Consider the following 24,837-nt stretch of genomic DNA (forward strand, 5'->3'; position numbering starts at 1 on the left):
TCTCCCCCGCAGGCTTTGTCCGGCGGGGCTGTTTTTGACTAACGAGCAACCGTTGAAAGAGGTTTAGCCGTGTCCCGTACAATCATGTTGATCCCTACCGGCACCAGCGTCGGTCTGACCAGCGTCAGCCTCGGCGTTATCCGCGCCATGGAGCGAAAGGGCGTGAGCCTGAGCGTGTTCAAACCCATCGCGCAGCCCCGTTCCGGCGAGGACACCCTCGACGCCACCACCCGTATTATCCGCGCCAACTCCACCATTCCTTCCGCCGAACCGCTGGCCATGAGCTATGTTGAATCGCTGCTCGGCTCCAACCAGCAAGACGTGCTGATGGAAGAGATCATCGCCCGCTATCATGCCAACACCCAAGAGGCGGAAGTGGTGCTGGTGGAAGGCCTGGTCCCCACCCGTAAACATCAGTTCGCCACAGCGCTGAACTACGAAATCGCCCGGACGCTCAACGCCGAGATCGTCTTTGTGCTGTCGTTGGGCAACGATTCGCCGGACCAGCTGAAAGAACGCATCGAGCTGGTACGTTCGAGCTTCGGTGGGAGCAAAAATAAAAACATCACCGGCGTCATCGTCAACAAATTGAATGCGCCAGTGGATGAACAAGGTCGCACCCGCCCGGATTTGTCGGAGATTTTCGACGATTCCAGCAAGGCCAGCGTCGCCAATGTCGATCCGAGCCTGCTGTTTGAAAACAGCCCGCTGCCGGTGCTGGGCTGCATTCCCTGGAATTTCGACCTTATCGCTACGCGCGCCATCGACATGGCGCGCCACCTGGGCGCGACGATTATCCACGAAGGGGAAATTCAGACCCGTCGCGTGAAATCCGTCACGTTCTGCGCGCGCAGCCTGCCGAATATGCTGGAGCATTTCCGCCCCGGGTCGCTGCTGGTCACCTCCGCTGACCGTCCCGACGTACTGGTCGCCGCCTGCCTCGCCGCTATGAACGGCGTGGAAATCGGTGCGGTACTGCTGACCGGCGGCTATGACATCGATCCGCGCATTCAGAAACTGTGTGAACGCGCCTTCCAGACCGGCCTGCCGATGTTTACCGTGCAGACCAACACCTGGCAGACCTCGCTCAGCCTGCAAAGCTTCAGCCTGGAAGTGCCGGCCGATGACCACAGCCGGGTGGAAAAACTGCAAAACTATGTCGCGGGCCATATCGATAATGCCTGGATCGAATCGCTGTCCGCCAGCTCCGAACGTCCGCGCCGCCTATCGCCGCCGGCGTTCCGTTATCAGTTGACCGAACTGGCGCGCCAGGCGGGTAAACGCATCGTCCTGCCGGAAGGCGACGAGCCGCGCACCGTGAAGGCGGCATCCATTTGCGCCGAGCGCTGCATTGCCCATTGCGTCTTGCTGGGCAACCCCGATGAGATTCAGCGCGTCGCCGCGGTACAAGGCGTGACACTCGGCGACGGCATCGAAATCATCGATCCGGAAGTGGCGCGCGAGAAGTATGTCGCCCGTCTAGTCGAACTGCGCAAAAGCAAAGGCATGACCGAAGTGGTGGCCCACGAACAGCTGGAAGACAACGTGGTGCTGGGCACGCTGATGCTGGAGCAAGGCGAAGTAGACGGGCTGGTGTCAGGTGCGGTACATACCACCGCCAACACCATCCGCCCGCCGCTGCAACTTATCAAGACCGCGCCGGGCAGTTCACTGGTGTCGTCGGTGTTCTTTATGCTGCTGCCTGAACAGGTATTGGTGTACGGCGACTGCGCCATCAACCCGGATCCGACCTCGGAGCAATTGGCGGAGATCGCTATCCAGTCGGCTGATTCCGCTGCCGCCTTCGGTATTGAACCACGCGTGGCGATGATTTCCTACTCCACGGGCAACTCCGGCGCCGGCAGCGACGTCGAGAAGGTGCGCGAAGCCACCCGTCTGGCGCAGGAAAAACGCCAGGACCTGGTCATTGACGGCCCGCTACAGTATGACGCCGCCATTATGGCCGACGTCGCGCTGTCGAAAGCGCCCAACTCGCCGGTGGCCGGTCAGGCGACAGTGTTCATCTTCCCGGATTTGAACACCGGTAATACGACCTATAAAGCGGTGCAGCGTTCAGCGGATCTGATCTCCATCGGCCCGATGCTGCAGGGGATGCGCAAGCCGGTCAACGACCTCTCGCGCGGTGCGCTGGTAGATGATATCGTCTATACCGTCGCCCTGACCGCTATTCAGTCGAAGCAGGCGGAAGGCTGATTTAGCGTTAAAGCGTCAGAAACGACCACGCCGGCCCTGGCGGGAGCGAGGGTTTTCCCGAGCGAGGCCCCCGGGTCACACCGCACAGGCGTAATGCAACTTTCCTGAAATGAAAACCGGTTTTCCCGTGCAGCCCCACTGCGCCCTGCCTCACGCGTACGCCGGCTAAGCGCCCGTGTTAATGTCATGTGCTCTTTCCTACGCCTACGCCGGTAAAGCTCGTGCAAATGTGCTGCGCCCGGCCTCATACCTACGCCGGCTTGCCCGTGCAAATAGACTAGGGTCTGCCTCACGCGACGCTGGCGCCCGCTACTGGGCCGCGCCATCGTCCGACGTTTGCGAGGCCAGCGGCTTGCCAAAGCTTTGGGCGTTATTGCGGCTCAGCCACAGCGACAGCGCTTTCAGCGAGTCCGGGGTGAATTCGTCGCAGCGGCCGGTAATTTCCTCCGGCGTCAGCCAGTTGACGGCCTCGACCTCGCTTTCCTGGAGCGCAAACGGGCCATGGGTGACACAGCTGAACAGCGAGCCCCACACGCAGCAGGCCTCATTCTCGAAATAAAATTGCCCGTGTTCAGCGAAGGGGACATCCGCAATGCCCAGCTCTTCTTCCGCCTCGCGACGGGCGGAATCGAGCATTCCCTCGCCGCTTTGTACCACGCCGCCGGCGGTCGCATCCAGATAGCCCGGATAGAAGTCTTTGCAGGCGGTACGACGCTGAACCAGAATATTGCCCGCACCATCATGCACCACAATATAGCTGGCGCGGTGACGCAGACGTTCCGCGCGCATCTGCTGGCGGCTGGCCTGGGAGATGACTTCATTGTTTTCATTGACAATGTCGACCCATTCCTCACCGGCAGACTGACTCTGTTTCTCCATCCTATGACACCCTTATGCAATGGCGCGGACTGCCCGCGCGGTATGGTTGAACGTAAGAAACGCGACTGACGTATTTTGTCATAACTTAGAAGGTTATTGCGACTTGCGCAATAGTTTCCCCACCATCTAATGCCACAACGTGTAACCGGCCATAAGCCAGCAGCCCATAGCTGGCCGGGTAGCCGCCTTTTGGCAGGCTGACCGAGCCCGGATTGAACAGAATATGCTCCCCCACACGCTCCGCCTGGGGAAGATGGGTATGGCCGTACAACAGCGCGTCGCCGGGCGCCAGCGGCGGCGACCTCCGCCGGTCGATAGTCTTCAGGCAGGGGGTTGCGCGGACCATGGTTCAGAAAGTCCCCCAAAAGCAGCAGCCAGCGGGCGCCGCTTAAATCAAACGCTGCCAGAAGCCGGCGCGTGGCGGCTAGAGAGCCATGAATATCGGACGCTATCATCAATTATCATTATCGTCTCCTGTTCGCATGCCGAGACGCCGCACGCACAGACGGTGCGGCACGCCAAGCTTAACAAACTTCAGCCTCCATGCGTCAGCGCTGTCCCGTTATAGTCAGCCGACTAACGCCTTTTTGCGCCAAAAACCCCGCTCACACCCCGCTGCTTATTCGCTTTTATCCCCTGCGCTTTTGCACTACAGTTAAGCCACACGCTTCATCCTGATGGAGGCTTTATGATCGACGTTTATTATGCGCCCACGCCCAACGGCCATAAAATTACGCTGTTTTTAGAAGAGACCGGCTTGCAGTATCAGCTTCACCGCCTGGATATCAGCGCTGGCGCTCAATTCAAGCCGGCCTTTCTGGCCATAATGCCAAATAACAAAATCCCGGCCATTGTCGACAATCAACCGGCCGACGGCGGCGCGCCGTTCAGCCTGTTTGAGTCTGGCGCCATTTTGCTTTATCTGGCGGATAAAACCGGACAGCTGCTGTCCCACGACCTGCGCGAACGCCATACCACCCTGCAATGGCTATTCTGGCAAATGACGGGCTTCGGGCCTATGCTCGGCCAGAACACCACTTCAGCCAATATGCGCCCGAAAAAGTCCCCTACGCCATTAACCGCTACCGCACCGAAACCGCGCGGCTCTACGGCGTGCTGGATAAGCAACTACAGGAGCACCGCTACATCGCAGGCGAGCAGTATAGCATCGCCGATATCGCTACCTACCCCTGGGAGGTATCCCATGAGAAGCAGAATATCTCTCTGGCGGACTATCCCACTGTGCAACGTTGGTTCAACGAGATCCGGACCCGTCCGGCGGTGGAACGCGCCTGGCGGCGGGCTAACGGCTAAACCTTGCTGGCCCGGCGGCGGCGCAGATCCCGGCACTGTGTCCGCCACGGGCATTTCCCGCCGCCGTGGCCTATGCTTTAGGCAGAATGGAGTTTTGCTATCGTTGCGCGCGGCCCCTGCGGTCCGACGCATCGATTAATGTCGGGCGGAGAAGACCACCATGAAAATTTTATTGACCGGCGGGACCGGGCTTATTGGCCGGCACCTGGTTATGAGACTGCAGACCTTATCGCATCACGTTACCGTATTGACCCGCGACACCCAGCGCGCGCAGCAAACGCTGGGGCCGGAGATTGCCACCATGACCACGCTGGCGCCGCTGTCGCACCTCAACGAATTTGATGCGGTGATTAACCTGGCCGGCGAGCCTATCGCCGAGCGCCGTTGGACCGACGAGCAAAAAAACAAGCTGTGTCAGAGCCGCTGGGACGTCACCGGTCAACTGAGCCTGTTGATACGCCAGAGCGAGAATCCGCCCTCGGTGTTCATCTCCAGCTCCGCTACCGGCTATTATGGAGACCAGGATGATGCCCTAGTGGACGAAGATGAACCGCCGATTATTGATTTTGCCCACACTCTGTGCGCACGCTGGGAAGATTTGGCGCTCAGGGCGCGCAGCGAAAAAACCCGCGTCTGCCTGTCGCGTACCGGCGTGGTGCTGGCCGCCGACGGCGGTCTGCTCGGCAGATTGCTGCCGCTGTACAAAGTCGGGCTGGGCGGTCCCATCGGCGATGGCACCCAATTCATGTCATGGATCCATATCGACGATATCGTCAACGCCCTGCTGTTTATGCTAACCACCGACGGACTGGCTGGCCCGTTCAATGTTTGCTCGCCTTATCCGGTGCGCAATGAACATTTCAGCAGCGTGCTGGCGGGCGTCCTGCACCGGCCAGTTTTCACCCGCGTGCCGGCACGGGCGGTGCAATTATTTCTGGGCGAAGGGGCATCGCTGATACTCGGTGGCCAACGGGCAATGCCGCGGCGGCTGACCGAGGCCGGCTTTACCTTTTGCTATAGCGAGCTGGAAGCGGCGCTAACGGAAATCGTCAACGCCGTCTAACCGACGAGGCGGTTACTTGAGGGCCCCAGAGGAACTGCTGCAACCGCGGGCTTTTCGGGCTGCCAAACACCTCTGACGGCGGCCCCTGCACCTCGATGACACCTTGATGCAGGAAAATGACGTGGTTCGAGACATAGCGCGCAAATTCCATATCGTGCGTCCACCACCACCATGGTTTTGCCCTCTTCAGCCAGCTTTTGCATGATGCGCAGCACCTCACCCACTAGCCCGGATCCAGCGCCGAGGTCGTTTCATCGAACAACAGCACCTCCGGCTCCATTGCCAGCGCGCGGGCAATGGACACGCGCTGCTGTTGCCCGCCGGAAAGATTGATAGAGTATTTGGCGCGTGTGCGCTCATCAATACCCATTTTGTCCAAATAGCGTACCGCGCGTTCACGCGCTTCGCTTTTGCTGAGGCCCAGCACCTGTACTGGCGATTCCATGACGTTTTCCAGCACGGTCATATGGTTCCATAAATTAAAATGCTGGAATACCATCGTCAGACGGGTGCGTAGCAGTTGCAGCTGTTTTTTATCAAACACCTTAAGCTGGCCGTCATGGTCGCGCACCATATGAATATTTTCATTATTAACGGCGATCGATCCTTCGCTAGGTTTTTCCAGAAAGTTAATGCAGCGCAAAAAGGTGCTCTTACCGGAGCCTGAGGATCCGATAATACTTATCACATCGCCGGCGCGCGCCTCAAGTGACACGCCTTTTAGCACTTCATGGTCACCGTAGCGTTTGTGCAGCTCCTGGATCGACAATTTGATTTCTGGCATATACGTATCCTGCACGTGGGTTATTGCGGTTTGACATGGCTCAGCCAGCGCTTTTCCGCCTGTTTAAACAGTTTAATCAACACAAAAGAGATCATTAGATACAATACCGCGGCAATGCCGAAGGCATAAAATGGCTGATAGGTCGCTGAGTTGATATCCCAGGCGATTTTAAGAATATCCGGCACTGTCGCGGTAAACGCCAGCGCGGTGGAGTGCAGCATTAATATGACTTCATTGCTATAGGCCGGCAACGCCGTGCGGAGGGCAGTATAATGGCGCGGTAGAGCTTAAACGGCGAGAAGCCATAGGCACGCGCCGCCTCAATTTCGCCGTGCGGCACAGCCGGATGGCGCCGGCGAAAATTTAGGTGGTATAAGCGCAGGTGTTAAGGGTCAACGCCAGCAGCGTACAGTTCATGCCGCTGCGAAAGAACGCGTTTAACACATCGGTACCGCGCACGATTTCCAGGCTGTACATTGCAGAATAAAACACCAGCAACTGAACGTACAACGGCGTGCCGCGAAAAATATAGGTAAACAGCCAGACCGGTAAACGTACCCAGCGGCGGGACGACACGCGCGCCACCGCCAGCATCCCCCCCCCAGCACCACCGAGATAATCAGCAGCCACAGGGTCACCGCCAGTCCGGTGAAACGGTAGCCATCGCTCCACAGCAGCACGCCGTTGGACAGGGTGGTGAACAGCAGATACACCACGCCGGCGACGATGGCGAAATAAAACGGTTGATAGGTGCCCTTGCCCGCCAATTGTGTGGCTTTCACCACATCATTTAATCCGAGCAGCGAAACCAGCGCGGTTGCCTTTAAAATGACCTGCCAGTTATTGCCGATGCCGGGCAGCGCAAAACATATCATGGCGGGAAAGAGAATGCGGCGGAAGGTCTGCGAAGCGCTGAGGCCAAATGCGGTGGCCGCCTCGATTTGCCCGCGGGGTACCGCCAAAAACGCCCCGCGAAAGGTTTCCGTGAAATAGGCGCCGTAGATAAAGCCCAGGGTAATAATCCCCGAGGCCATCGGATCGATATTGATCTGATCCAAACCGACGGCTTCCGTCAGGCTGTTCAGTGCAATTTGCAACCCGTAAAAGATCAGCAGCATGAGCACCATGTCAGGTACGCCAGCCTTCAAAGCAACCCGCCAGCGCGCGGCTACGGGAGAGTTTGGCGCCGATAAGACCGATGACTACCGACAATAAAACGGAACTGAGCGCCAGCTCCAGGATCACCAGCGCGCCGTTGATAATTAATTGCGAATAACCAAAAAGCATCGATCTTACCTGTCCTGGCGAAGAAGAAATACCGGCGTAGCCCGTGACGCCACGGGCTTATGCCCTATGACAGGATTAACCGCCGTACACGTCAAAATCAAAGTATTGTTTAGCGTATTTATCGTAACTTCCGTCTTTGCGCATCTCGGCAAAAGCCTTATTCAGCGCATCTTTCAAATCGGTTTCGTCTTTACGTAATCTCATACCGGACAGACACCGAAGAATTTGTCGTCTTTCAACGCCGGGCCAGCAAAAATATACCCTTTACCCACAGCCTGCTTCAGGAAGCCTTCGCTGCCGGCGACTTCATCCTGGAAAGCGGCGTCGATGCGACTCGAGGTCAAATCGGCGTAGATGAGATCTTGGTTTTGATAGGCGACCACGTCCACCCCTTTCGGCCGCCACATAGCATTAGCGTAAGCTTCCTGGGTTGACCCCTGCAACACGCCCACACGTTTGCCGCGCAGTGAATCCAGCGGCGGGGTAATCGGGCTACCGGCTTTGGCAATCAAACGCGCGTTGGCGGCGTAGAGCTTGTCGGTAAGCGCATCAAAATCGCTTTCCACGAAGGTACACTTGGCCTCGATACGCTTACACAGATCTTTGGCCAGATCGATATCTAAGCCCACCAGCTCGCAGCTGGCGTTTTTCGATTAAAAAGGGGCATAGGTCGGATCGGTGCCAATGCGGATATTTTTGGGTACTGCGGCAAACGCGCTGCCCGCGCCGCCACCAAAGGAAGAACTTTTAACAGCTGTTTTATAAATTACCCTCAGTATAATTATTTAATGCCCGGCAGATCGTGTGTCCTTTTCCGCCGGAACCATTGCACTTTTCATGCCATATATCGCGCCGCGCCCGCGATGCATGTTCAGGGCGCCAGAGGCCGTTGTGGCCTCTGACATCTGGCGCAAATCGGTAGTGCGACTGGCGCGCTGGACCGTGCGTGCGCCAATCGCTCCCGGCGCTGCACCATCCATTTACCCAGCATGTTCATTATTTGTGTAATTTTATTTTAAATAATTATCAGAATAATAATTTTACATAAATTTAAATAATAACGGCGGCACTCAGCCGCCCTGCCAGCGCGGAAACAGGTCTTGGGGCAGCACCAGATCGAATTGATCCAGCGTCCGATTGACCGTTTGGTCGATGATATCGCTTATCTGGGCAGGACGGTGATAGAACGCCGGCACCGGCGGCATAATGATCGCGCCCAGCTCGGCCACCAACGTCATCAGGCGCAGATGGCCCAGATGCAGCGGCGTTTCACGCACTCCCAGCACCAGCCGGCGCCGCTCTTTCAACACCACGTCCGCCGCGCGCGTCAACAGCCCGTCACTGTAGCTATTGACGATGCCGGAGAGGGTTTTCATCGAACAGGGCAAGATAATCATTCCCAGGGTTTGGAATGAACCGGAGCTGATGCTGGCGGCGATATCGCGGGAATCATGCACGACATCCGCCAGCGCCTGCACCTCGTGCAGACTGTACGCGGTTTCCAGCGTCAGCGTCTGCCACGCGGCCGGGCTGATGACCAGGTGGGTTTCAATCTCCGGCAGCGTGCCCAGTACCTGCAGCAAGCGGACGCCATAAATGGCGCCGCTGGCGCCGCTGATACCGACTATCAGACGTTTCATACCTCAACTCCTGCCAGTGGCAAAGACGAAAAAAACCGGCGCGGTTGACCGCCCGGATTGAGATGACCTGCCGCCATAAAGCGCGGGTCAGGAACATAACCTACTGCACCCGCGCGGTACCGATCAACCTTCGTTATACATTTCCAGGTTTTCGACCTCGGTCTGGGCGCGCATCACTTTGGAATCATCGTTGCGCAACGACTCCAGATAATCCAGATAGCGCTGATCCACGTCGCGGGTCACGTAGATGCCGTTGAATACCGAAGATTCAAATTGCTCAACGTCAGGATTATCCTCCCGCACCGCCCGTTCCAGATCGGCCAAATCCTGGAATATCAGCGCATCTGCGCCGATGAGCTGCCGTATTTCATCCACCTCGCGGCCGTGGGCAATCAGTTCCGAGGCACTCGGCATATCTATGCCGTAAACGTTTGGAAAGCGGATTTCCGGCGCGGCGGAGGCCAGGTATACGTGACGGGCGCCCGCCTCGCGTGCCATCTCGACGATTTGCTCGGAGGTGGTACCACGCGCGATGGAGTCGTCTACCAGCAGCACATTCTTATCGCGGAACTCGGCGCGGTTGGCGTTAAGCTTACGGCGCACCGACTGCCGGCGAACCTGCTGACCGGGCATGATGAAGGTCCGGCCGACGTAACGGTTTTTTACAAATCCCTGACGATAGGGCTTGTTCAGTATCCGAGCTATTTCCAGCGCGATATCGCAGGAGGTTTCCGGAATCGGGATCACCACATCGATATCCAAATCTTCCCACTCGCGGGCGATTTTTTCGCCCAGCATTTGGCCCATGCGCACGCGGGCGCTGTAGACCGAGATTTTGTCGATGAACGAGTCCGGCCGGGCTAAATAGACATACTCGAACAGACAAGGATGATGCCTGGGGTTCTCAGCGCACTGCCGGGTGAACAGCTGCCCTTTTTCCGTGACGTATACCGCCTCGCCCGGCGCGATATCGCGCAGGAAATCAAAACCCAGCGTATCCAGCGCCACGCTTTCGGAGGCCACAATATATTCATTGCGCCCGTCCGCCAGCGTGCGCTTGCCGATGACCAGTGGGCGGATGCCGTTGGGATCGCGAAAGGCAAACAGACCATGACCGATAATCATGCCGACACACGCGTAGGCGCCGCGGATTTGCTGATGAGTCGCCGCCACCGCCGCGAAAATGTTGTCCGCCTCCAGCGGATAATCCGGGAAGCGATCCAGCTCGGCGGCAAAAACGTTCAGCAGGATTTCCGAATCGGAGGTGGTATTGATATGACGCCGCCCGTTTTCAAACAGCTTTTTACGCAGTTCGTGGGCGTTGGTCAGGTTACCGTTGTGCGCCAGAGTGATGCCGAACGGGGAATTAACATAAAACGGCTGCGCCTCGGAGGCGCTAGAGCTGCCGGCGGTCGGGTAGCGGACGTGGCCCACCCCCATATTGCCCTGCAGGCGCTGCATATGCCGGGCCTCGAAAACATCCTTAACCAGTCCATTGGCTTTACGCAGGCGAAAACAATTCAAGGCATCGATGGTGACGATGCCTGCCGCATCCTGCCCACGGTGCTGAAGCACCGTTAATGCATCATAAATAGACTGGTTTACCGGCATGAAACCGGCGATTCCGACAATACCGCACATGTTGTCATTTCCTCATCAGCGTTACCGGGACAACTACTGCCTCGGTAAGAAACTCGACGTGCTTTGCAGATAGTCAAAAAACCATCTGATGATACCGCTGAATTGCGGTATCAGTTGGGACTGCTGCCAGTCCTGACTGTGGGAGAAACCGGTGAAGGTGTCGAGAAAGAACAACGCCGCCGACACAATCAAAACACCGCGCAGTGCGCCGAAACAGACGCCTAATACCCGGTCGGTGCCGGACAAACCGGTCCGCTCGACTAGCGAACTAATGACGTAATTGACGATTGCCCCGACGATCAGGGTTGCCACGAACAGCAGGGCAATCGCAATACCGCTGCGAACCATCTGCTCTTCAAAGCGGGTAAAGTATATCGCAAGATAAATATAGTAATGGCTGGCGACAAAAAATGCACAGGCCCAGGTCACTAAAGATAATGCCTCACGCACAAACCCGCGAATTAGACTCACCAAAGCGGAAAAAACAATGATGCCGATAATGACGTAATCAACCCAGATCATGCATGCATCCCTTGATCATTCGCCCGGTCAGCTGGTTCGCGGCGAATTCTAACAGAAAAAGAAAACGTTTGCGTAGGGGATTTATTCCCCCGGTTTAAATAAATCACGGTGAGTGAAAAAGGCCCATCGCCACAACAAGATAGCGCAACCTGGTGCGCCGACCGCCTGCAAGGCACCGAGGTCCCTGCGGTCAAAACGCCGCACCTGCGTGAGCAGCCGGGCTCGGCTAGCCTGTCCTGTCCTGTCCTGTCCTGTCCTGTCCTGTCCTGTCCTGTCCAGGCAAAAGTCTACCGTACGCTGTAGGCCCGCAATTGGCCGTTAAGACCGCTCAACTGGTTAAGTTCGCCAAGCGCGCTTTGCAGTTTATCCCGGGAGGCGTCCGGACCAACAAAAATCCGGGTAATCTGCCCCTGCACCGGCGCCGACGGCGAAGTATAAACGCGATAGCCCGACAACCGCAGCTTGGCGACGATTTCCGACACCTTATCGGCGTTCTTCAACGCCCCAAGCTGCACCACCCACGCCTCCCCTTTTGGCGCCTGCTCGGCGGCAGGCGCTGTGTCGGGTTTCGGCGCCAGCGGTTTGGACGCTTCAACTTTCGGCGTCTGCGGTTTGGGCACCGGCTTGCTCTCAGGCCACACGGTCGGCTTGACCTCCGGTTTGGTAGCCGCGGGCGGACTGGCTTTCATATCCGGCGGCGCCAGCGTTTTCGGCTGACGGGTACCGCTGCCGGCCGCCCGGCTGGATTGTTCTACCGCTTCGCCCGCCCCTTCCGGCGGCTTGCTCGGCAATTGCTGGCTGGCCGGCGGCGTCGCGTCGAGCTCGTCACTGTCGCCGGGCTTCGGTACCAGCGGGATAGCGGCAAACTCGTCCTGATAGTGCTTCTTTTTACCGTCCAGCAGACCGGGCAAAATGATGACGCCGAGGGCGACCAGGATAATGGTCCCGACCAGGCGGTTTTGAAATTTACTTGCCACAATACGTCTCCCTTTCAGCCAGCGCCAGGACCGGTGCCACGGTATGGAAAGAGCCGAATACCAGCACGCAATCCTCGGGCGCGGCGTCCGCTATTGCCTGATGCCAGGCGCTTGGCACATCCTCAAACCGTTGCGCGTCGCTGTCAAGATGCGCCGCCAGTTGCGCGGCGTTGGCAGCACGCGGCCCGTCAAGCGATGCGCAATACCAAACATCTACCTGCCCGCGCAGGCAGGCAAGCGTGCCGGGAATATCTTTATCCGCCAGCATCCCGACCACCGCCCGGACTTTGCCGGTGCGGGGCAACGCCGCCAGACGACGGGCCAGATAGCCGGCGGCATGGGGATTGTGCGCTACGTCCAGAATGATCAGCGGCGCCCGGCCGATACATTGAAAACGTCCCGGGAGCGAAGCCTCGCGCAGCCCCTGACGCACCGCCGCTTCCGGTACCGCGAACGGCAGGCGGGCAACGGCGGCCAGCGCCGTGGCCGCGTTTTCCAGCGGAATGGCCGGCAGCGGCAGTGCGGTAAGCTCGTGCACATTGTCCCACCAGCGCCAGTGCTGGCCGTCGTCCTGCCACCACCAATCGCGATCGCGGGCGTATAGCGCTGCGCCGCAGTCGGCAGCGTCGAGCGTCGCCGGCCGGTTGGGCTCACCCACGACCGCCGGTTTGCCGCGACGGAAGATACCGGCCTTTTCCCGCGCGATACTAGCACGGTCCAGTCCCAGCCAATCGGTATGATCGAGGGCGATGGAGGTCGTTACGGCGACGTCGGCATCGACGATATTGGTCGCGTCCAACCGCCCCCCCAGCCCGACCTCAAGGATCACCACATCCAGCGCCGCTTGCCGAAAAAGCTGCAGCGCTGCCAGCGTACCGAACTCGAAATAGCTCAACGACGTCGCGCCACGGCCGGCTTCGATAACCGCCATCGCTTCACTATGGGCGGCTTCCGACAATTCGCCACCCTGAATGCGCACCCGTTCGGTATAGCGCAGCAAATGCGGGGAGCTATAGACGCCGACACGCATCCCGCTTGCCAGCAAAATGGCTTCCAGCAGCCGGCAGGTGGTACCCTTGCCGTTGGTGCCGCCAACGGTAATGACCCAGGTGGCCGGGCACAGCAGATTCAGGCCGGTCGCCACATGGCATACCCGCTCCAGGCCCAAATCGATGGGTTTGGCGTGCAGACGTTCAAGATAATAAAGCCACGCGGCCAGTGGCGACGTGGCTTGGGGGATAGGCAGATTTTCCATACGTCCGTTCATTGGCTTATGCTGGGTTTTCACTAAGCGTGCCCCCGGCTGATGGCTGCGGGCAGGCTTACGCCGCCCTTTATACCTCGTCCTGATGATCCTCTGGGACCGCATCAGGGCGCGGCTCGTGCGGCAATGGGTCCTGCGGCTGGGGCCGGTTGGTCAGTTTTGCCAGCAGACTGGCCAGACGCAGACGCATTTCTGGACGGCGCACGATGAGATCGATAGCGCCCTTTTCCAGCAGGAATTCACTGCGCTGGAAACCGGCCGGCAGTTTTTCGCGTACCGTCTGTTCTATCACCCGCGGACCGGCGAAGCCAATCAGCGCTTTCGGCTCGGCAACGTTCAGATCGCCCAGCATCGCCAGACTGGCCGAAACGCCGCCCATGGTGGGGTCAGTCAAAACCGAAATATAGGGCAATCGCCGTTCGCGCAGCCGCGCCAGCGCGGCGCTGGTCTTGGCCATCTGCATCAACGACATCAGCGCTTCCTGCATGCGGGCGCCACCGCTGGCGGAAAAGCACACCAGAGGACAGTCGTCCGCAAGCGCCTGCTCGACCGCGCGCACGAAACGCGCGCCGACCACCGAGGACATCGAACCGCCGATAAAGGCGAACTCGAATGACGCCACCACCACCGGCATGCCGTACAACTCGCCTTTCATCACCACCAGCGCATCTTTCTCGTCAGTGGCTTTCTGGGCCGCCGCCAGGCGATCCTTGTACTTTTTCGAGTCCCTGAATTTCAGGATATCTTTCGGCTCCAGCTCGCTACCGAGCTCAGACTCGCTTCCTTTATCCAGGAAAGCGTGCAGGCGCGCGCGCGCGGTCATCCGCATGTGGTGATCGCACTTCGGGCAGACCTCCAGATTGCGTTCCAGCTCCGCGCGATACAGCACCTGGCCACAGCTATCACACTTGGTCCATACGCCTTCGGGAATGTTCGCCCTGCGCGCCGAGGTGATAGTGCTCTTATTGAGAATTCGTTCAATCCAGCTCATCGATAACCTTTCTGTTTGAACCTGGCATCCGCCAGTCCGCTATATCTAATTGACCTTTAACCGCGGCGGGAGGGCCGCCGTCTCGCACGCTCCCCGCCGGTGACGGCGTGCCAAAGGTTGCCCATTAAACCATAATGGCCAGCGACTTGGCACAGAAAACTCTATGCTTTGTTCACATTCTGCACGCAGGCTTCGGGAAATTACTTACTTTTACCGTTGGCAGCCATCCGGCGCTGACGCCACACTTCAATGACGCCCGGCAGCACCGACAGCAGGATAATCGCCACGATAAGCCACTTCAGATTTTGCTGCACCATCGGCATATTGCCAAAGAAATAGCCAGCGTAGCTGAATAACAATACCCACATCAGTCCACCCGTGACATTGTAGAGCGCAAAATGGCGGTAACGCATATTACCCATGCCGGCCACGAACGGCGCGAAGGTCCGCACGATGGGTACAAAGCGCGCCAGAATGATGGTTTTACCCCCGTGCCGGGCATAAAACTCATGGGTTTTGTCCAGATAGCGGCGGCGAAAGATTTTGGAGTCCGGATTGCTAAACAGCTTTTCACCGAACAGACGGCCAATCGTATAATTCACCGCATCACCGGCGATTGCCGCCAGCACCATCAACAGCACCATCACATGAATATCGAGCCCGTTACTCGGCAGCGCCGCCAGCGCGCCGGCGACAAACAGCAGTGAGTCTCCCGGCAGGAAGGGCGTTACTACCAGGCCGGTTTCGCAAAACAGAATCAGAAACAAAAACGCATACACCCAGACACCGTACTGCGCCACCAGCTCTGCCAGATGTACATCAATGTGCAAAATAAAATCGATAATAAATTTAATATATTCCATTCAGTTTTCCCGGTAACGCAAGTCGATAAAAAGTAAGCGGTTAATCCGCAAGAAATAACGGCCCCGGCGACGACGACGCGGGCAGGGAAAAACGCGACGGATAATCCACCGCCACCAGGTAAAGCCCCTCCGCGCGGGCGGTAGCGCCGGCCTGTGTCCGGTCGCGGCACGCCAGCAGGTCGGCGATCCAGCTTTCCGGCCGGTTGCCGCACCCCACTTCTAGCAGACTGCCTACAATATTACGAACCATATGATGAACAAAAGCATTGGCTTTGATATCAACCACGACATAGCGTCCCTGTCGCGTGACGTACAGATGGTGCACGTTGCGCCAGGGGCTGCGCGACTGGCACTGCAGAGCGCGAAAAGACGTGAAATCGTTTTCGCCCAATAAACACTGGCCGGCGCGCGCCATCGACGGCGCATCGAGCGGATGATAATAATGGGTTAACCCGCGGCCAAGCAGTGCCGGGCGCAGGGGATGATTATAAATAATATAGCGGTAGCGCCGGGCGGTCGCGCTGAAACGCGCATGAAAATCGTCCGTCACCGGCGCTACCCAGCGCACGGCAATATCGGCCGGCAAATTGGCGTTGACGCCAAGCGTCCAGGCGGTATCCGGTCGCCGCGATCGGGTGTCGAAATGAACGACCTGCCCGGTGGCATGCACGCCGGCGTCGGTACGGCCGGCGCAATAAACCGTGACAGTTTCATCGGCGACCGTCGACAGCGCGCGTTCGAGGCACGCTTGCACGCTCGCCACTTCCTGCTGACGCTGCCAGCCGTAATAGGCGCTGCCGTCATATTCAATCCCGAGCGCCAGCTTCATCGTGCCGTCATTGGCCACCGCCGGCAATGCCTCGTCCGCGCCGGGCAGGGGCACCGTTTGTAGTGTCACCACGCGCTGGCCTCGGTCATCAGTTTCTCCGCGGTCAACACCGCCATCAGGGCGCCGCCGAAGCGGACATTATCCGCCACCGACCAGAACTGAAGCAGATCGGGCATGCCGTAATCGTTGCGCAGACAACCGATATTCAGCGCGACGTTTCCCGAGGCGTCCTCTACCGGCGTCGGATAGTCCAGCTCTTCACTCAGCGTCAGCCCCTCACCGGCCGCCAGCGCCACGCGCGCTTCTTCCGCGGCCATCGGCCACAGCGTTTCCAGATGGACCAGCTGTGCATGACCGTAAAATATCGGCGCCTGCACGCTGTTGACCGAGATAGGCAGCCCCTCATCACGCAGGATTTTACGCACTTCGTCCACCAGACGGCGTTCGCTGCGCACCGAGCCGGCATCAGCGGGCAGCAGCGGCAACAGATTGAACGCCAGCTGACGCGGGAAAAAGCCCGGCTCGGCGGGCAAACCATTCAACAGGCGGGCGCTCTGACCCGCCAAATCATCCACCGCCGCTTTGCCGTGGGCGGAGGCAGACAGCAAATTGCTGACGTGCAGATGTCCCAGGCCCGCCAGATCGGTAAGCGGCTTTACCACCAACAATAGTTGACTGGTCAGCGCATCCGCTACCGCGACCATATTGCGGTTACGGTAATCGGCCAGTACGTCATCATTGACGCCCGGCACCACTAGCGGCACGTCCGGCTCCAGGGCAAACAGGCCGCTGACATCGACCACCAGGCAGCCGGCGGCGGCGGCTTCAGCCGCATACAGCGCCGAGGCCTGCGCGCCGGCGACAAAGAAGGCCAGTTGCGCCTGCGTCCAATCGAATTGCGCCGCTTCGCTCACCTGCAAACTTTGTCCGTTAACCCTCACCGTTTCGCCGGCGCTGCGCTCGCTGGACAGTAAAAACAGCTCCCCGAACGGGAATTGGCGTTCCTGCATAATTTCCAGCAGCGCCGTACCGACTGCGCCTGTTGCTCCCAAAAGAACGATACTCCAGCCGTCAGACATCATGTTATCTCCCGTTTTGCGATGCCGCGACGCACTGCACCTGCGGCATCCGTCAATCAAAATAGCGAAAAAGGTCCCGGGCGCATCCTGCGGCCAAGAGAGCAACTACAGTCAGGCACGACAGGCTGAGGCCTCGTGCAGCCTCAGCCGGCGAACGGCCGAGCTTGGAACCCCAGCTGCCTCAGCGCATCCGCGCCAATGCTATTGTCGGTTTCCACGCACAGCGACGACCACTCCCGGCGCTGATAGTAATTTTTGCGCAAGCGATCGAATTCCCCCGGCAGTCCGGCCACGCGACGTAACTGCATATCATCTCGCCGCACATCATAGACCAGATGCGACAACAGACGCAGCGCCTCTTCATCAATCGCGCCCCGCAGACGGATACGCTCCACCGCCGGCGGCGGCAACAGCGCCGCCAGGCTCGCGCGCTCATCACTGCCGACATAAGCGCTGTAGGCATCGAAAACCTGCGTGGTGCCGCGCGCCTTGCCTTCCAGGGTATAACCGGCGATATGGGCGGTGCCGATATCGACGCGGGCCAGCAGCGGCAACGACAGCGCGGGCTCCGGCTCCCAGACGTCCAGCACAACGCTCAGCGGCTTGCCGCCCTCCAGCGCCTGCAGCAGCGCGGCGTTATCCACCACCGCTCCGCGGCAGGCATTGATGATAATGCGGCCGGCGGGCAGCGCCGCCAACAACGCCTCGTCCACCTGATGCCAGGTGGCATGCCGGCCGGCGAGCGTAAGGGGCGTATGGAACGTCAGCACATCCGCTTCAGCCACCAGCGTTTCCAACGGCTGCCAGTCGCCGGGAGCGCCGGCCTCCGCCAGCGGCGGATCGCACAGCAGGGTACGCACGCCAAAGGCGTTGAGCCGCCGTTGCAGACGGCCGCCGACATTCCCGACGCCAACAATGCCGACGGTCTTGTCGCGCAGCGCGAAACCGTCCCGCTGCGCCAGCCACAGCAACGCGGAAAAGACATACTCCACTACCGCAATCGCGTTGCAGCCCGGTGCCACGGAAAAACCGATCCCCGCCTGCGCCAACCAGTCTTCATCCACATGATCGGTGCCGGCGGTAGCGGTACCGACGAATTTCACCCGGCTGCCGTCGAGCAGAGCTCCGTCGACGCGGGTCACCGAACGCACCATCAGCGCGTCGGCCAGCGCCAGCGCCGGCGCGGGAATCGCCCTGCCCGCCACAGTCTGCACATCGCCAAGACGCCCAAACAGCGCCTCGGCATAAGGCATATTCTCATCCACCAGGATTTTCACATCAGGCTCCGGCAGCACAGTGCCATCAAACGTTAAAGGGGGGGGGGAATATTCTGCCACCGAATGCGTAAGAATCCCAACCCTATCACGCTTCATTTTGCCATTGTCGCCGATGAGAGAGGCTAAGCTTGCAGCGGCAGGGTTCACTCATCTCGTCCGGCAGAAAATGCCATCCCGACGCCGGATGCTACAGCTGCCGACGCGGACTTGTTATTATCAGCCCCCAACATCGCGCCGTTAGCGGGGCCGCGCCTGACTTTCACCGTCTGCCCTCCCGAGAGGATATGCATTATGCAACCAGTTACCGGTCCCGGTACGCCGCCACGGGGTCAGACGCCACCGCCGCCCGGCCCGGATCAACCCCTGACCACCGCTCAGCGCATGACGCTTGAGCGGTTGATTACCCGTATTATGGCTCTAAGCCCCAGTAAACCGGCGGAAATCTGGGCCGCGCTGTTTCATCATCTACAAATCGCCGGCGGCGGTGAGTTACGGGTGCGCCACTTTCTTCCCACCGAACAGCTGCTGCAGGGACGGCTGGTGACGGCACAGGAAACATTGGCCGGCCGACAATTATTGCAGCAGTTAACCGATCTGCTGCCGCAGGGTAATAACCGCCAGGCGGTGAGTGATTTTATTCGCAGCCAGTTTGGTCACACCGTTCTTAGCCAATTGGACGCCGGCCAACTGCGTCAGGTACTGCATTTACTGCAAAATGGGCAGTTGGACATTCCGGCGCCGCAGCAGGCCGCCATGACCGATCGCACCCTGCTGCCGGCGGAACACCAGGCCCTCAGCCAGCTTATCACCCGACTGGCGGCGCTTACCGGCGAGACGCCCACCGAACTGTGGGAAAGTCTGCACCGTATGATGGGGCTGAAATCCGGCGATCCTATTCCCGCCCGCCATTTCCCGTTATTAAGTCAGTTCTTGCAAAGCCATTTGACTCTGTCGCAGCAAGGGCATCCCACGCTGGCCACGCTCACGGCGGTGCTCAAGCATCCTGTCCACGGCGAGGAGCAGCAGGCCGTGGAACAGTACTGCCGGCAACATTTCGCCGCCGACAGCCAGACGCCGGATGTCCGGCTGCTCCAGCCGTTAACCCACACGCTTATCGCCATCGAACACGATCCACGGCCGGTCCGCTCGGCGCGATCGCCGCTGGTGATAGGGGTCTTTGTCGCCGTGGTGCTGGTAGTTATATGGCTGCTGGCCCGCTGATGGCCGAAAGGGGCGGACGCGCCGCAGGAGCCTGACCTTGATGATGCCGTGTGCGTCCCTGCGTGCGGTGCCAAGCCTCCTGCCGGCCCGTCGCGGCAGGGAGGGCAGAAAAGCATAGTGATGTTACTGCGACCGCCGTCCGTTGCGCGCGGAAGTGCCCCGCCCGTCAGGCGTCGGTGTCGCCGCTCTCGAGACGCCGCTGCCGGGTAAACAGCAGCGTCACGGCGATGCCTGCCAGCGCGCGACTGCCCCAACAAACCGAACCCCCAGCTCAAAGTACCGGTAAGCAGTTGACTCTCGCCGAAACCCAGCATGACGCGCCCTATCAACAGCAGCCCGTAGCGGGAATACACCGGCCAACCCGCATGCCGCCATCCCCTGCAGCGCCGAACTGATCGGCAAGTCTACTCGCATAACTGCGGGTCAATACCGTGGCCAGGAATTGAATGCCTATCGCGACGCCGACCAGCGTATTGCTGAGTCCCAACTCGTCATGAACATAAAGAGGGATGACCGGTAACGGCAGCGCCACGGTCAAATAACAAAGAAACACCGCACTGCACAGCGAAAACAACGTCTTATTCGCCGGAATGTTGCCTAATGTATAGTGGGTTCAGCATGATGATGCGAGCTTGCTCATGGCAAATTAACGGCAAAGAGAGCATAAAAAAACCAACGCCCTTCCCTTCCATAGCCGTCACGGTAGAAAGGGACGCGTTGGTTAGCGTGAACGCTGACGCCGGCGCACGACAACGGGGCTCCGGCGCCACGGCCCGGCCACACCCGACACGGCTTAGCCGTATTTACGCATCACGAGCGTTGCGTTCGTGCCGCCGAAACCAAAGCTGTTACTCATGACGGTGGTCAATGCACGTCGGGTCGGCTCGGTAATGACGTTCATGCCTTCCGCCTGCGGATCAAGCTGTTCGATATTGATGCTCGGAGCAATAAACCCGTGCTCCAGCATCAGCAGCGTGAAGATGGTTTCATGCACCCCGGCGGCACCCAGCGAATGACCGGTCATCGCCTTAGTGGAGGAGAACGCCGGATGCTGGCTGCCGAAGGTTTCCCGGATAGCCCACAACTCTTTGACGTCGCCAACCGGCGTAGAGGTCCCGTGGACGTTCAGGTAATCTACCGGGGTATCGACATCTTTCAACGCCATCTGCATGCAACGGATGGCGCCTTCGCCGGACGGGGCGACCATGTCCGCGCCGTCGGAAGTCGCGCCATAACCGATAATTTCAGCATAAATATGGGCGCCGCGGGCCAGAGCATGCTCCAGCTCTTCCACCACCACGATACCGCCGCCGCCGGCGATAACGAACCCGTCGCGATTGACGTCATAGGTGCACGATGCTTTGGTCGGCGTTTCGTTGTAGCGGGTAGATAGCGCGCCCATGGCATCGAATTCACAGGCCATTTCCCAACACAGCTCTTCACCGCCGCCGGCGAACACCACATCCTGTTTGCCGAGCTGGATCATTTCCACCGCATTGCCGATACAATGCGCGGAGGTCGAACAGGCGGAACTGATGGAGTAGTTAACGCCGCGGATTTTGAAAGGGGTCGCCAGACACGCCGACACGCCGGAGGCCATCGCCTTGGTAACCATGTAGGGTCCCACGCCGCGCAGGCCGCGGGCGCGCATGCCGTCAGATCCGGCAACCTGGTTGCGCGGCGAGCCGCCGCCGGAGCCGACGATAAGGCCGCTACGGTCGTTGGACACCATGTCCGGCGTCAGCCCGGCGTCGGCAATCGCCTGCTCCATGGACAAAAAGGCGTAGACAGAGGCATCACTCATAAAGCGCGCCATTTTGCGATCAATCAGCCCGGTGGTATCGAGTTTAATATTGCCCCAGACATGGCTGCGCATGCCGGAATCTTTCAATTCCTGGGAAAAGGTAATCCCGGAGCGGCCTTCTTGCAACGAGGCCAGGACTTCTTTTTGGTCGTTACCGATACTTGATAAGATCCCCAGGCCGGTAATCACAGCACGTTTCATTTAATACCTCTTGTAATAATATTTGAGTTTCAGTCACTCACTTTAGCTTACAGATGTAAGCTGAACAAGTCCGATCAGAGGATGTTAGCAAAATTTGCACTGGAAAGCCCTCGTAGTTAGAATCGTACCACTTTCCCTGCCGTGAGCCTGCTGCCGTGAACCGCCACGCCGTTGAACCCGCCGTATTGCGCTGAAACGATCAGGGTACACCTGTATCCCAAAAATTTGATGACGTCTACTTTTCCAATCAGGATAGTCTGGCGGAAAGCCGCCACGTTTTTCTGCACGGTAATGGCTTGCCTGCCCGCTTCACGCCCCATACACGCCCGGTCTTTCGGGTAGCGGAAACCGGGTTTGGCACCGGCCTCAATTTCCTGGCGTTATGGCATGCCTTTGATACGCATTGCCGGCAATAATCGGCGCGCGGCGCCTGCACTTTATCAGCTTTGAAAAATACCCGCTCGGTAAGGAAAATTTGCGCAGTGCGCTCGAGCCCTTGCAAACGCTGGCGCCGCTGGAGGAGGAACTGCTGTCCCTCTGGCTGCAGCCGGTAGCCGGTTATCACCGCCTGGTCTGGCCCACGGCAGGGTCATTCTCGATATCGGCTTTGGCGATGTCAATACGCTGCTTCCCGCGCTGGACGTAAGCCTGGAACTCAGATTGACGCCTAGTTTCTGGACGGCTTCGCGCCGGCGAAAAACCCCGATATGTGGCAGGATACGCTGTTTGCCGCCATGGCCAGACTGGCAGGACCGGAGGCCAGCTTCGCCACCTTTACCGCCGTGGGCTGCAGCAAGCCGGTTTCGCGGTGACAAAGGTCAAAGGCTTCGGCCGTAAACGGGAGATACTCACCGGCATAATACGGGCACCGCGCGGCGACGTTGATGCCGGCGCTGCTCCCAGTATGCCCGCCCCTCGGCCGCCGGGCCCGAGGATGTGGCCATTATCGGCGGTGGGATCGCCAGCGCCCTGGTCGCGCTGGCACTACTTCGGCGCGGCGCCCGCGTCACCCTTCATTGCGCCGACGATCAACCGGCGCAGGGCGCCTCGGGCAATCGTCAGGGGGCATTCTATCCGCTGCTGAATCATCGACATGACGCGCTGGCCCAATTTTTACCGCCGCCTTTCCTTTCGCACTGCGCTGCTATCATCAATTGGCGGCGCAACAGGGGCTGCAAACACACTATCGCCGGCGATTGACCGCGCTCAGCGCCGACTGGCGACGGCTGGCAGCTGACCTTTGCCTGCGGCGACGATGTACACCATGCCACGGTCGTGTTGGCTAATGGGCATGAAATGAGCGGGCTGACCCCAACCGCTGCGCTACCGCTCTATGCGGTACGCTGTCAGGTAAACCATCTCCCTGCGACGGCGCCGCTGGCGGCGCTGCGTCAGGTGCTATGCTTTGACGGCTATTTAACGCCGCAAAGTCCCGGCTTTGCCAGCCATTGCCTGGGCGCCAGTTATCAACGTGGCGATACCGGTACGGACTATCGTGACAGTGAACAGCAGCATAATCTGCAACGGCTGCGGGCGTGTCTGCCGGATGCGCCCTGGCTGGACGCGGTGGATATCCACGGCCGACAGGCGCGGTGCGGGGTCCGCGATCATTTGCCGCTCGCAGGCAACGTACCGGATTTTGAGGCGACCTTGCGCGCCTATGGTAACCTGGCGCAGCCTCTGCCGGAGGGCGCAACACGGCCGACGGCGCCGGGCTATGCCAATTTATTCATGTTGGGGGGGTTAAGTTCCCGCGGTTTATGCAGCGCACCGCTGGCGGCGGAAATCGTGGCGGCGCAAATTTTTGGCGAGCCTCTGCCGGTCACCCGCACCGTAGCGCAGGCGTTGAATCCAAATCGGTTCTGGGTCCGCAAGTTATTAAAAGGCAGGGAGATTGCCCAACCCCGGCGCTTCCCTCCGGTCAAGGGGATCTAAGTCTGCGGCTTACGCTGGCGGCTATCGACGCCGCGTGCCGTGCTTTAGCACTTCTCCTTTGCTGGCGCGCGCGGTGCCGCCCTTCACACAGCGACCGCCTGGCCTAGCGGATCCTGACGCCACCCCCCATTATCAGGCAAAAAACCCGTGAGCGCCCCGTCTGCCGTGCTCCATCCTGGAGCTGGCTCGGCTTAGTCCGCGGCGCGCTGATAAAGCGTTTGCCACATTGTTTTCACTAAAATCTGATCCGGCGGCGACAGTTCTCCTTTACTGATAGCGCGATCCAGGCTTTCCTGAACCCGGCTATGCAGTGCCTCCAGGGTATGTTCGCCGTTCTGTTCGGTTTCCGCTACCGCCAGCGTCAAATGACCACGCAGATAGCCGCCGGCGAACAGTTCATCGTCACTGGCATGCTCGACCATCTCGTCGATCTGCGCCAGAATGCGCGCTTCAAAATCCGCGATCATACTCATCCTCTTGATGATGTTGTACTGCTATTCGTTAAGGTCTGATGGATAGGGGAACTGATCCTGCACCAGCGGCGGCGTATGGTAATAGCGATGCAACGCTTGTATAAATGCCGCCGGACGTGGCCCTACCCCGTTTTCGAGATTCAACACGACCTGTGCGTGCACCTGACGCTGGAATAAAATGCGATCAGGCTCACAATATCCACTGAGATTATCGCAGCTGACATGAAAGGGGAAGCCGGCGGCGACGCAAAACATCCACTCCAGCGCCTGCGGCTTGATTTCGGCGCGCTCAAACCGCGCCTGCGTGTCGACATCGCGCCCGTCAGGGCAATACCAGTAGCCGAAATCGACCAATAACCGCCGGCGGGCGCCCGCGATACACCAGTGGGCTATTTCATGCAGCGCGCTGGCGTAATAGCCGTGGGCAAAGATAATGCGATGATAGGGCGCTGCGTCGTCGGCGGGCAAATAAATGGGCTCTTCGTCGCCTTTCACCAACCGCGTATTCTGCGTAACGGCGAAACAACCGTCGAAGGCGTCAATTAACTGCTGATAATGATGGGAATGGACGGACATGCT

The 24,837-nt window shown here is 59.1% G+C and carries 17 protein-coding genes and 8 pseudogenes; 5 read left to right on the forward strand and 20 right to left on the reverse strand.

Annotated features, from left to right (window positions below):
• Positions 1-69 precede the first annotated feature (69 nt).
• On the forward strand, positions 70-2,214 hold the full coding sequence (pta, locus tag SGP1_RS14600; RefSeq protein ID WP_011411435.1) for a phosphate acetyltransferase: 2,145 nt from the start codon (positions 70-72) through the stop codon (positions 2,212-2,214).
• 309 nt (positions 2,215-2,523) lie between these two features.
• Here pta and yfcD read toward each other — a convergent pair whose 3' ends face one another.
• Positions 2,524-3,093 carry an NUDIX hydrolase YfcD gene (gene yfcD / locus SGP1_RS14605; protein WP_011411436.1) on the reverse strand — a complete coding sequence of 190 codons (570 nt, stop codon included), beginning with the start codon at positions 3,091-3,093 and terminating at the stop codon, positions 2,524-2,526.
• 85 nt (positions 3,094-3,178) lie between these two features.
• Positions 3,179-3,548 (reverse strand): annotated as a pseudogene (locus SGP1_RS14610) (metallophosphoesterase family protein).
• A gap of 233 nt (positions 3,549-3,781) precedes the next feature.
• Between SGP1_RS14610 and SGP1_RS14615 the strand changes: the two are divergent.
• Together SGP1_RS14615 and SGP1_RS14620 are read left to right on the forward strand one after the other, a co-directional pair.
• Positions 3,782-4,407, forward strand: a pseudogene (locus SGP1_RS14615) (glutathione binding-like protein).
• Between the two features lie 160 nt (positions 4,408-4,567).
• Entirely contained in the window at positions 4,568-5,470 is a 903-nt protein-coding gene (locus tag SGP1_RS14620) for a TIGR01777 family oxidoreductase (protein ID WP_011411438.1), read from the forward strand.
• Here SGP1_RS14620 and hisP read toward each other — a convergent pair.
• From hisP to pdxB, 14 genes and pseudogenes are all read right to left on the reverse strand, one after another.
• A pseudogene (gene hisP / locus SGP1_RS14625) lies at positions 5,457-6,254 on the reverse strand (histidine ABC transporter ATP-binding protein HisP). The gene SGP1_RS14620 and the pseudogene hisP overlap by 14 nt on opposite strands.
• Before the next feature lie 20 nt (positions 6,255-6,274).
• Positions 6,275-6,946, reverse strand: a pseudogene (locus tag SGP1_RS31495) (ABC transporter permease).
• Positions 6,926-7,541: pseudogene (gene hisQ / locus SGP1_RS33875) on the reverse strand (histidine ABC transporter permease HisQ); the annotation flags it as partial. The pseudogenes hisQ and SGP1_RS31495, both read right to left, overlap by 21 nt.
• Positions 7,542-7,616: 75 nt before the next feature.
• Positions 7,617-8,308 (reverse strand): annotated as a pseudogene (locus tag SGP1_RS14640) (transporter substrate-binding domain-containing protein).
• A gap of 303 nt (positions 8,309-8,611) precedes the next feature.
• Positions 8,612-9,181: a UbiX family flavin prenyltransferase gene (locus SGP1_RS14650; RefSeq protein WP_011411440.1), complete on the reverse strand. Its 570-nt coding sequence runs from the start codon at positions 9,179-9,181 to the stop codon at positions 8,612-8,614.
• Between the two features lie 123 nt (positions 9,182-9,304).
• Positions 9,305-10,822, reverse strand: a complete 1,518-nt coding sequence (purF, locus tag SGP1_RS14655) for an amidophosphoribosyltransferase (protein ID WP_011411441.1) — start codon at positions 10,820-10,822, stop codon at positions 9,305-9,307.
• Between the two features lie 33 nt (positions 10,823-10,855).
• Complete coding sequence (cvpA, locus tag SGP1_RS14660) at positions 10,856-11,344, reverse strand: colicin V production protein (RefSeq protein WP_011411442.1); 489 nt, start codon at positions 11,342-11,344, stop codon at positions 10,856-10,858.
• Between the two features lie 287 nt (positions 11,345-11,631).
• Positions 11,632-12,321: a cell division protein DedD gene (gene dedD / locus SGP1_RS14665; RefSeq protein ID WP_011411443.1), complete on the reverse strand. Its 690-nt coding sequence runs from the start codon at positions 12,319-12,321 to the stop codon at positions 11,632-11,634.
• Entirely contained in the window at positions 12,311-13,576 is a 1,266-nt protein-coding gene (gene folC, locus SGP1_RS14670) for a bifunctional tetrahydrofolate synthase/dihydrofolate synthase (RefSeq protein WP_011411444.1), read from the reverse strand. Before folC ends, dedD begins: the two co-directional genes overlap by 11 nt.
• Positions 13,577-13,655: 79 nt before the next feature.
• Positions 13,656-14,576 carry an acetyl-CoA carboxylase, carboxyltransferase subunit beta gene (accD, locus tag SGP1_RS14675; RefSeq protein ID WP_011411445.1) on the reverse strand — a complete coding sequence of 307 codons (921 nt, stop codon included), beginning with the start codon at positions 14,574-14,576 and terminating at the stop codon, positions 13,656-13,658.
• A 200-nt stretch (positions 14,577-14,776) separates the two neighbouring features.
• Positions 14,777-15,439 (reverse strand): DedA family protein, encoded by a 663-nt coding sequence (locus tag SGP1_RS14680; RefSeq protein ID WP_011411446.1) that lies wholly within the window; start codon positions 15,437-15,439, stop codon positions 14,777-14,779.
• 40 nt (positions 15,440-15,479) lie between these two features.
• Positions 15,480-16,268, reverse strand: a complete 789-nt coding sequence (gene truA / locus SGP1_RS14685) for a tRNA pseudouridine(38-40) synthase TruA (RefSeq protein ID WP_041867589.1) — start codon at positions 16,266-16,268, stop codon at positions 15,480-15,482.
• Positions 16,269-16,333: 65 nt separating this feature from the next.
• A complete protein-coding gene (locus SGP1_RS14690; protein WP_011411448.1) occupies positions 16,334-17,347 on the reverse strand; it encodes an aspartate-semialdehyde dehydrogenase in 1,014 nt (337 codons plus the stop codon).
• A gap of 143 nt (positions 17,348-17,490) precedes the next feature.
• Positions 17,491-18,624, reverse strand: a complete 1,134-nt coding sequence (gene pdxB / locus SGP1_RS14695) for a 4-phosphoerythronate dehydrogenase PdxB (protein ID WP_011411449.1) — start codon at positions 18,622-18,624, stop codon at positions 17,491-17,493.
• A 291-nt stretch (positions 18,625-18,915) separates the two neighbouring features.
• On the opposite strand from pdxB, the gene flk reads away from it, so the two are divergent.
• Positions 18,916-19,845 (forward strand): flagella biosynthesis regulator Flk, encoded by a 930-nt coding sequence (flk, locus tag SGP1_RS14700; protein ID WP_011411450.1) that lies wholly within the window; start codon positions 18,916-18,918, stop codon positions 19,843-19,845.
• A 230-nt stretch (positions 19,846-20,075) separates the two neighbouring features.
• On the opposite strand, the pseudogene SGP1_RS14705 reads toward flk, so the two are convergent.
• Positions 20,076-20,437: pseudogene (locus SGP1_RS14705) on the reverse strand (arabinose transporter); the annotation flags it as partial.
• Between the two features lie 201 nt (positions 20,438-20,638).
• A complete protein-coding gene (gene fabB, locus SGP1_RS14710) occupies positions 20,639-21,850 on the reverse strand; it encodes a beta-ketoacyl-ACP synthase I (RefSeq protein ID WP_011411451.1) in 1,212 nt (403 codons plus the stop codon).
• Between the two features lie 194 nt (positions 21,851-22,044).
• Between fabB and mnmC the strand changes: the two are divergent.
• A pseudogene (gene mnmC, locus SGP1_RS33880) lies at positions 22,045-23,785 on the forward strand (FAD-dependent 5-carboxymethylaminomethyl-2-thiouridine(34) oxidoreductase MnmC); the annotation flags it as partial.
• 191 nt (positions 23,786-23,976) lie between these two features.
• Here the strand turns inward: mnmC and SGP1_RS14725 are convergent.
• Together SGP1_RS14725 and SGP1_RS14730 are read right to left on the reverse strand one after the other, a co-directional pair.
• A complete protein-coding gene (locus SGP1_RS14725; protein ID WP_011411452.1) occupies positions 23,977-24,252 on the reverse strand; it encodes a YfcL family protein in 276 nt (91 codons plus the stop codon).
• A 27-nt stretch (positions 24,253-24,279) separates the two neighbouring features.
• Positions 24,280-24,834, reverse strand: a complete 555-nt coding sequence (locus tag SGP1_RS14730) for an elongation factor P hydroxylase (RefSeq protein WP_011411453.1) — start codon at positions 24,832-24,834, stop codon at positions 24,280-24,282.
• Between the last annotated feature and the right edge of the window lie 3 nt (positions 24,835-24,837).

The sequence above is a fragment of the Sodalis glossinidius str. 'morsitans' genome, assembly GCF_000010085.1.
In the GTDB taxonomy this organism is placed as follows: Bacteria; Pseudomonadota; Gammaproteobacteria; order Enterobacterales; family Enterobacteriaceae; genus Sodalis; species Sodalis glossinidius.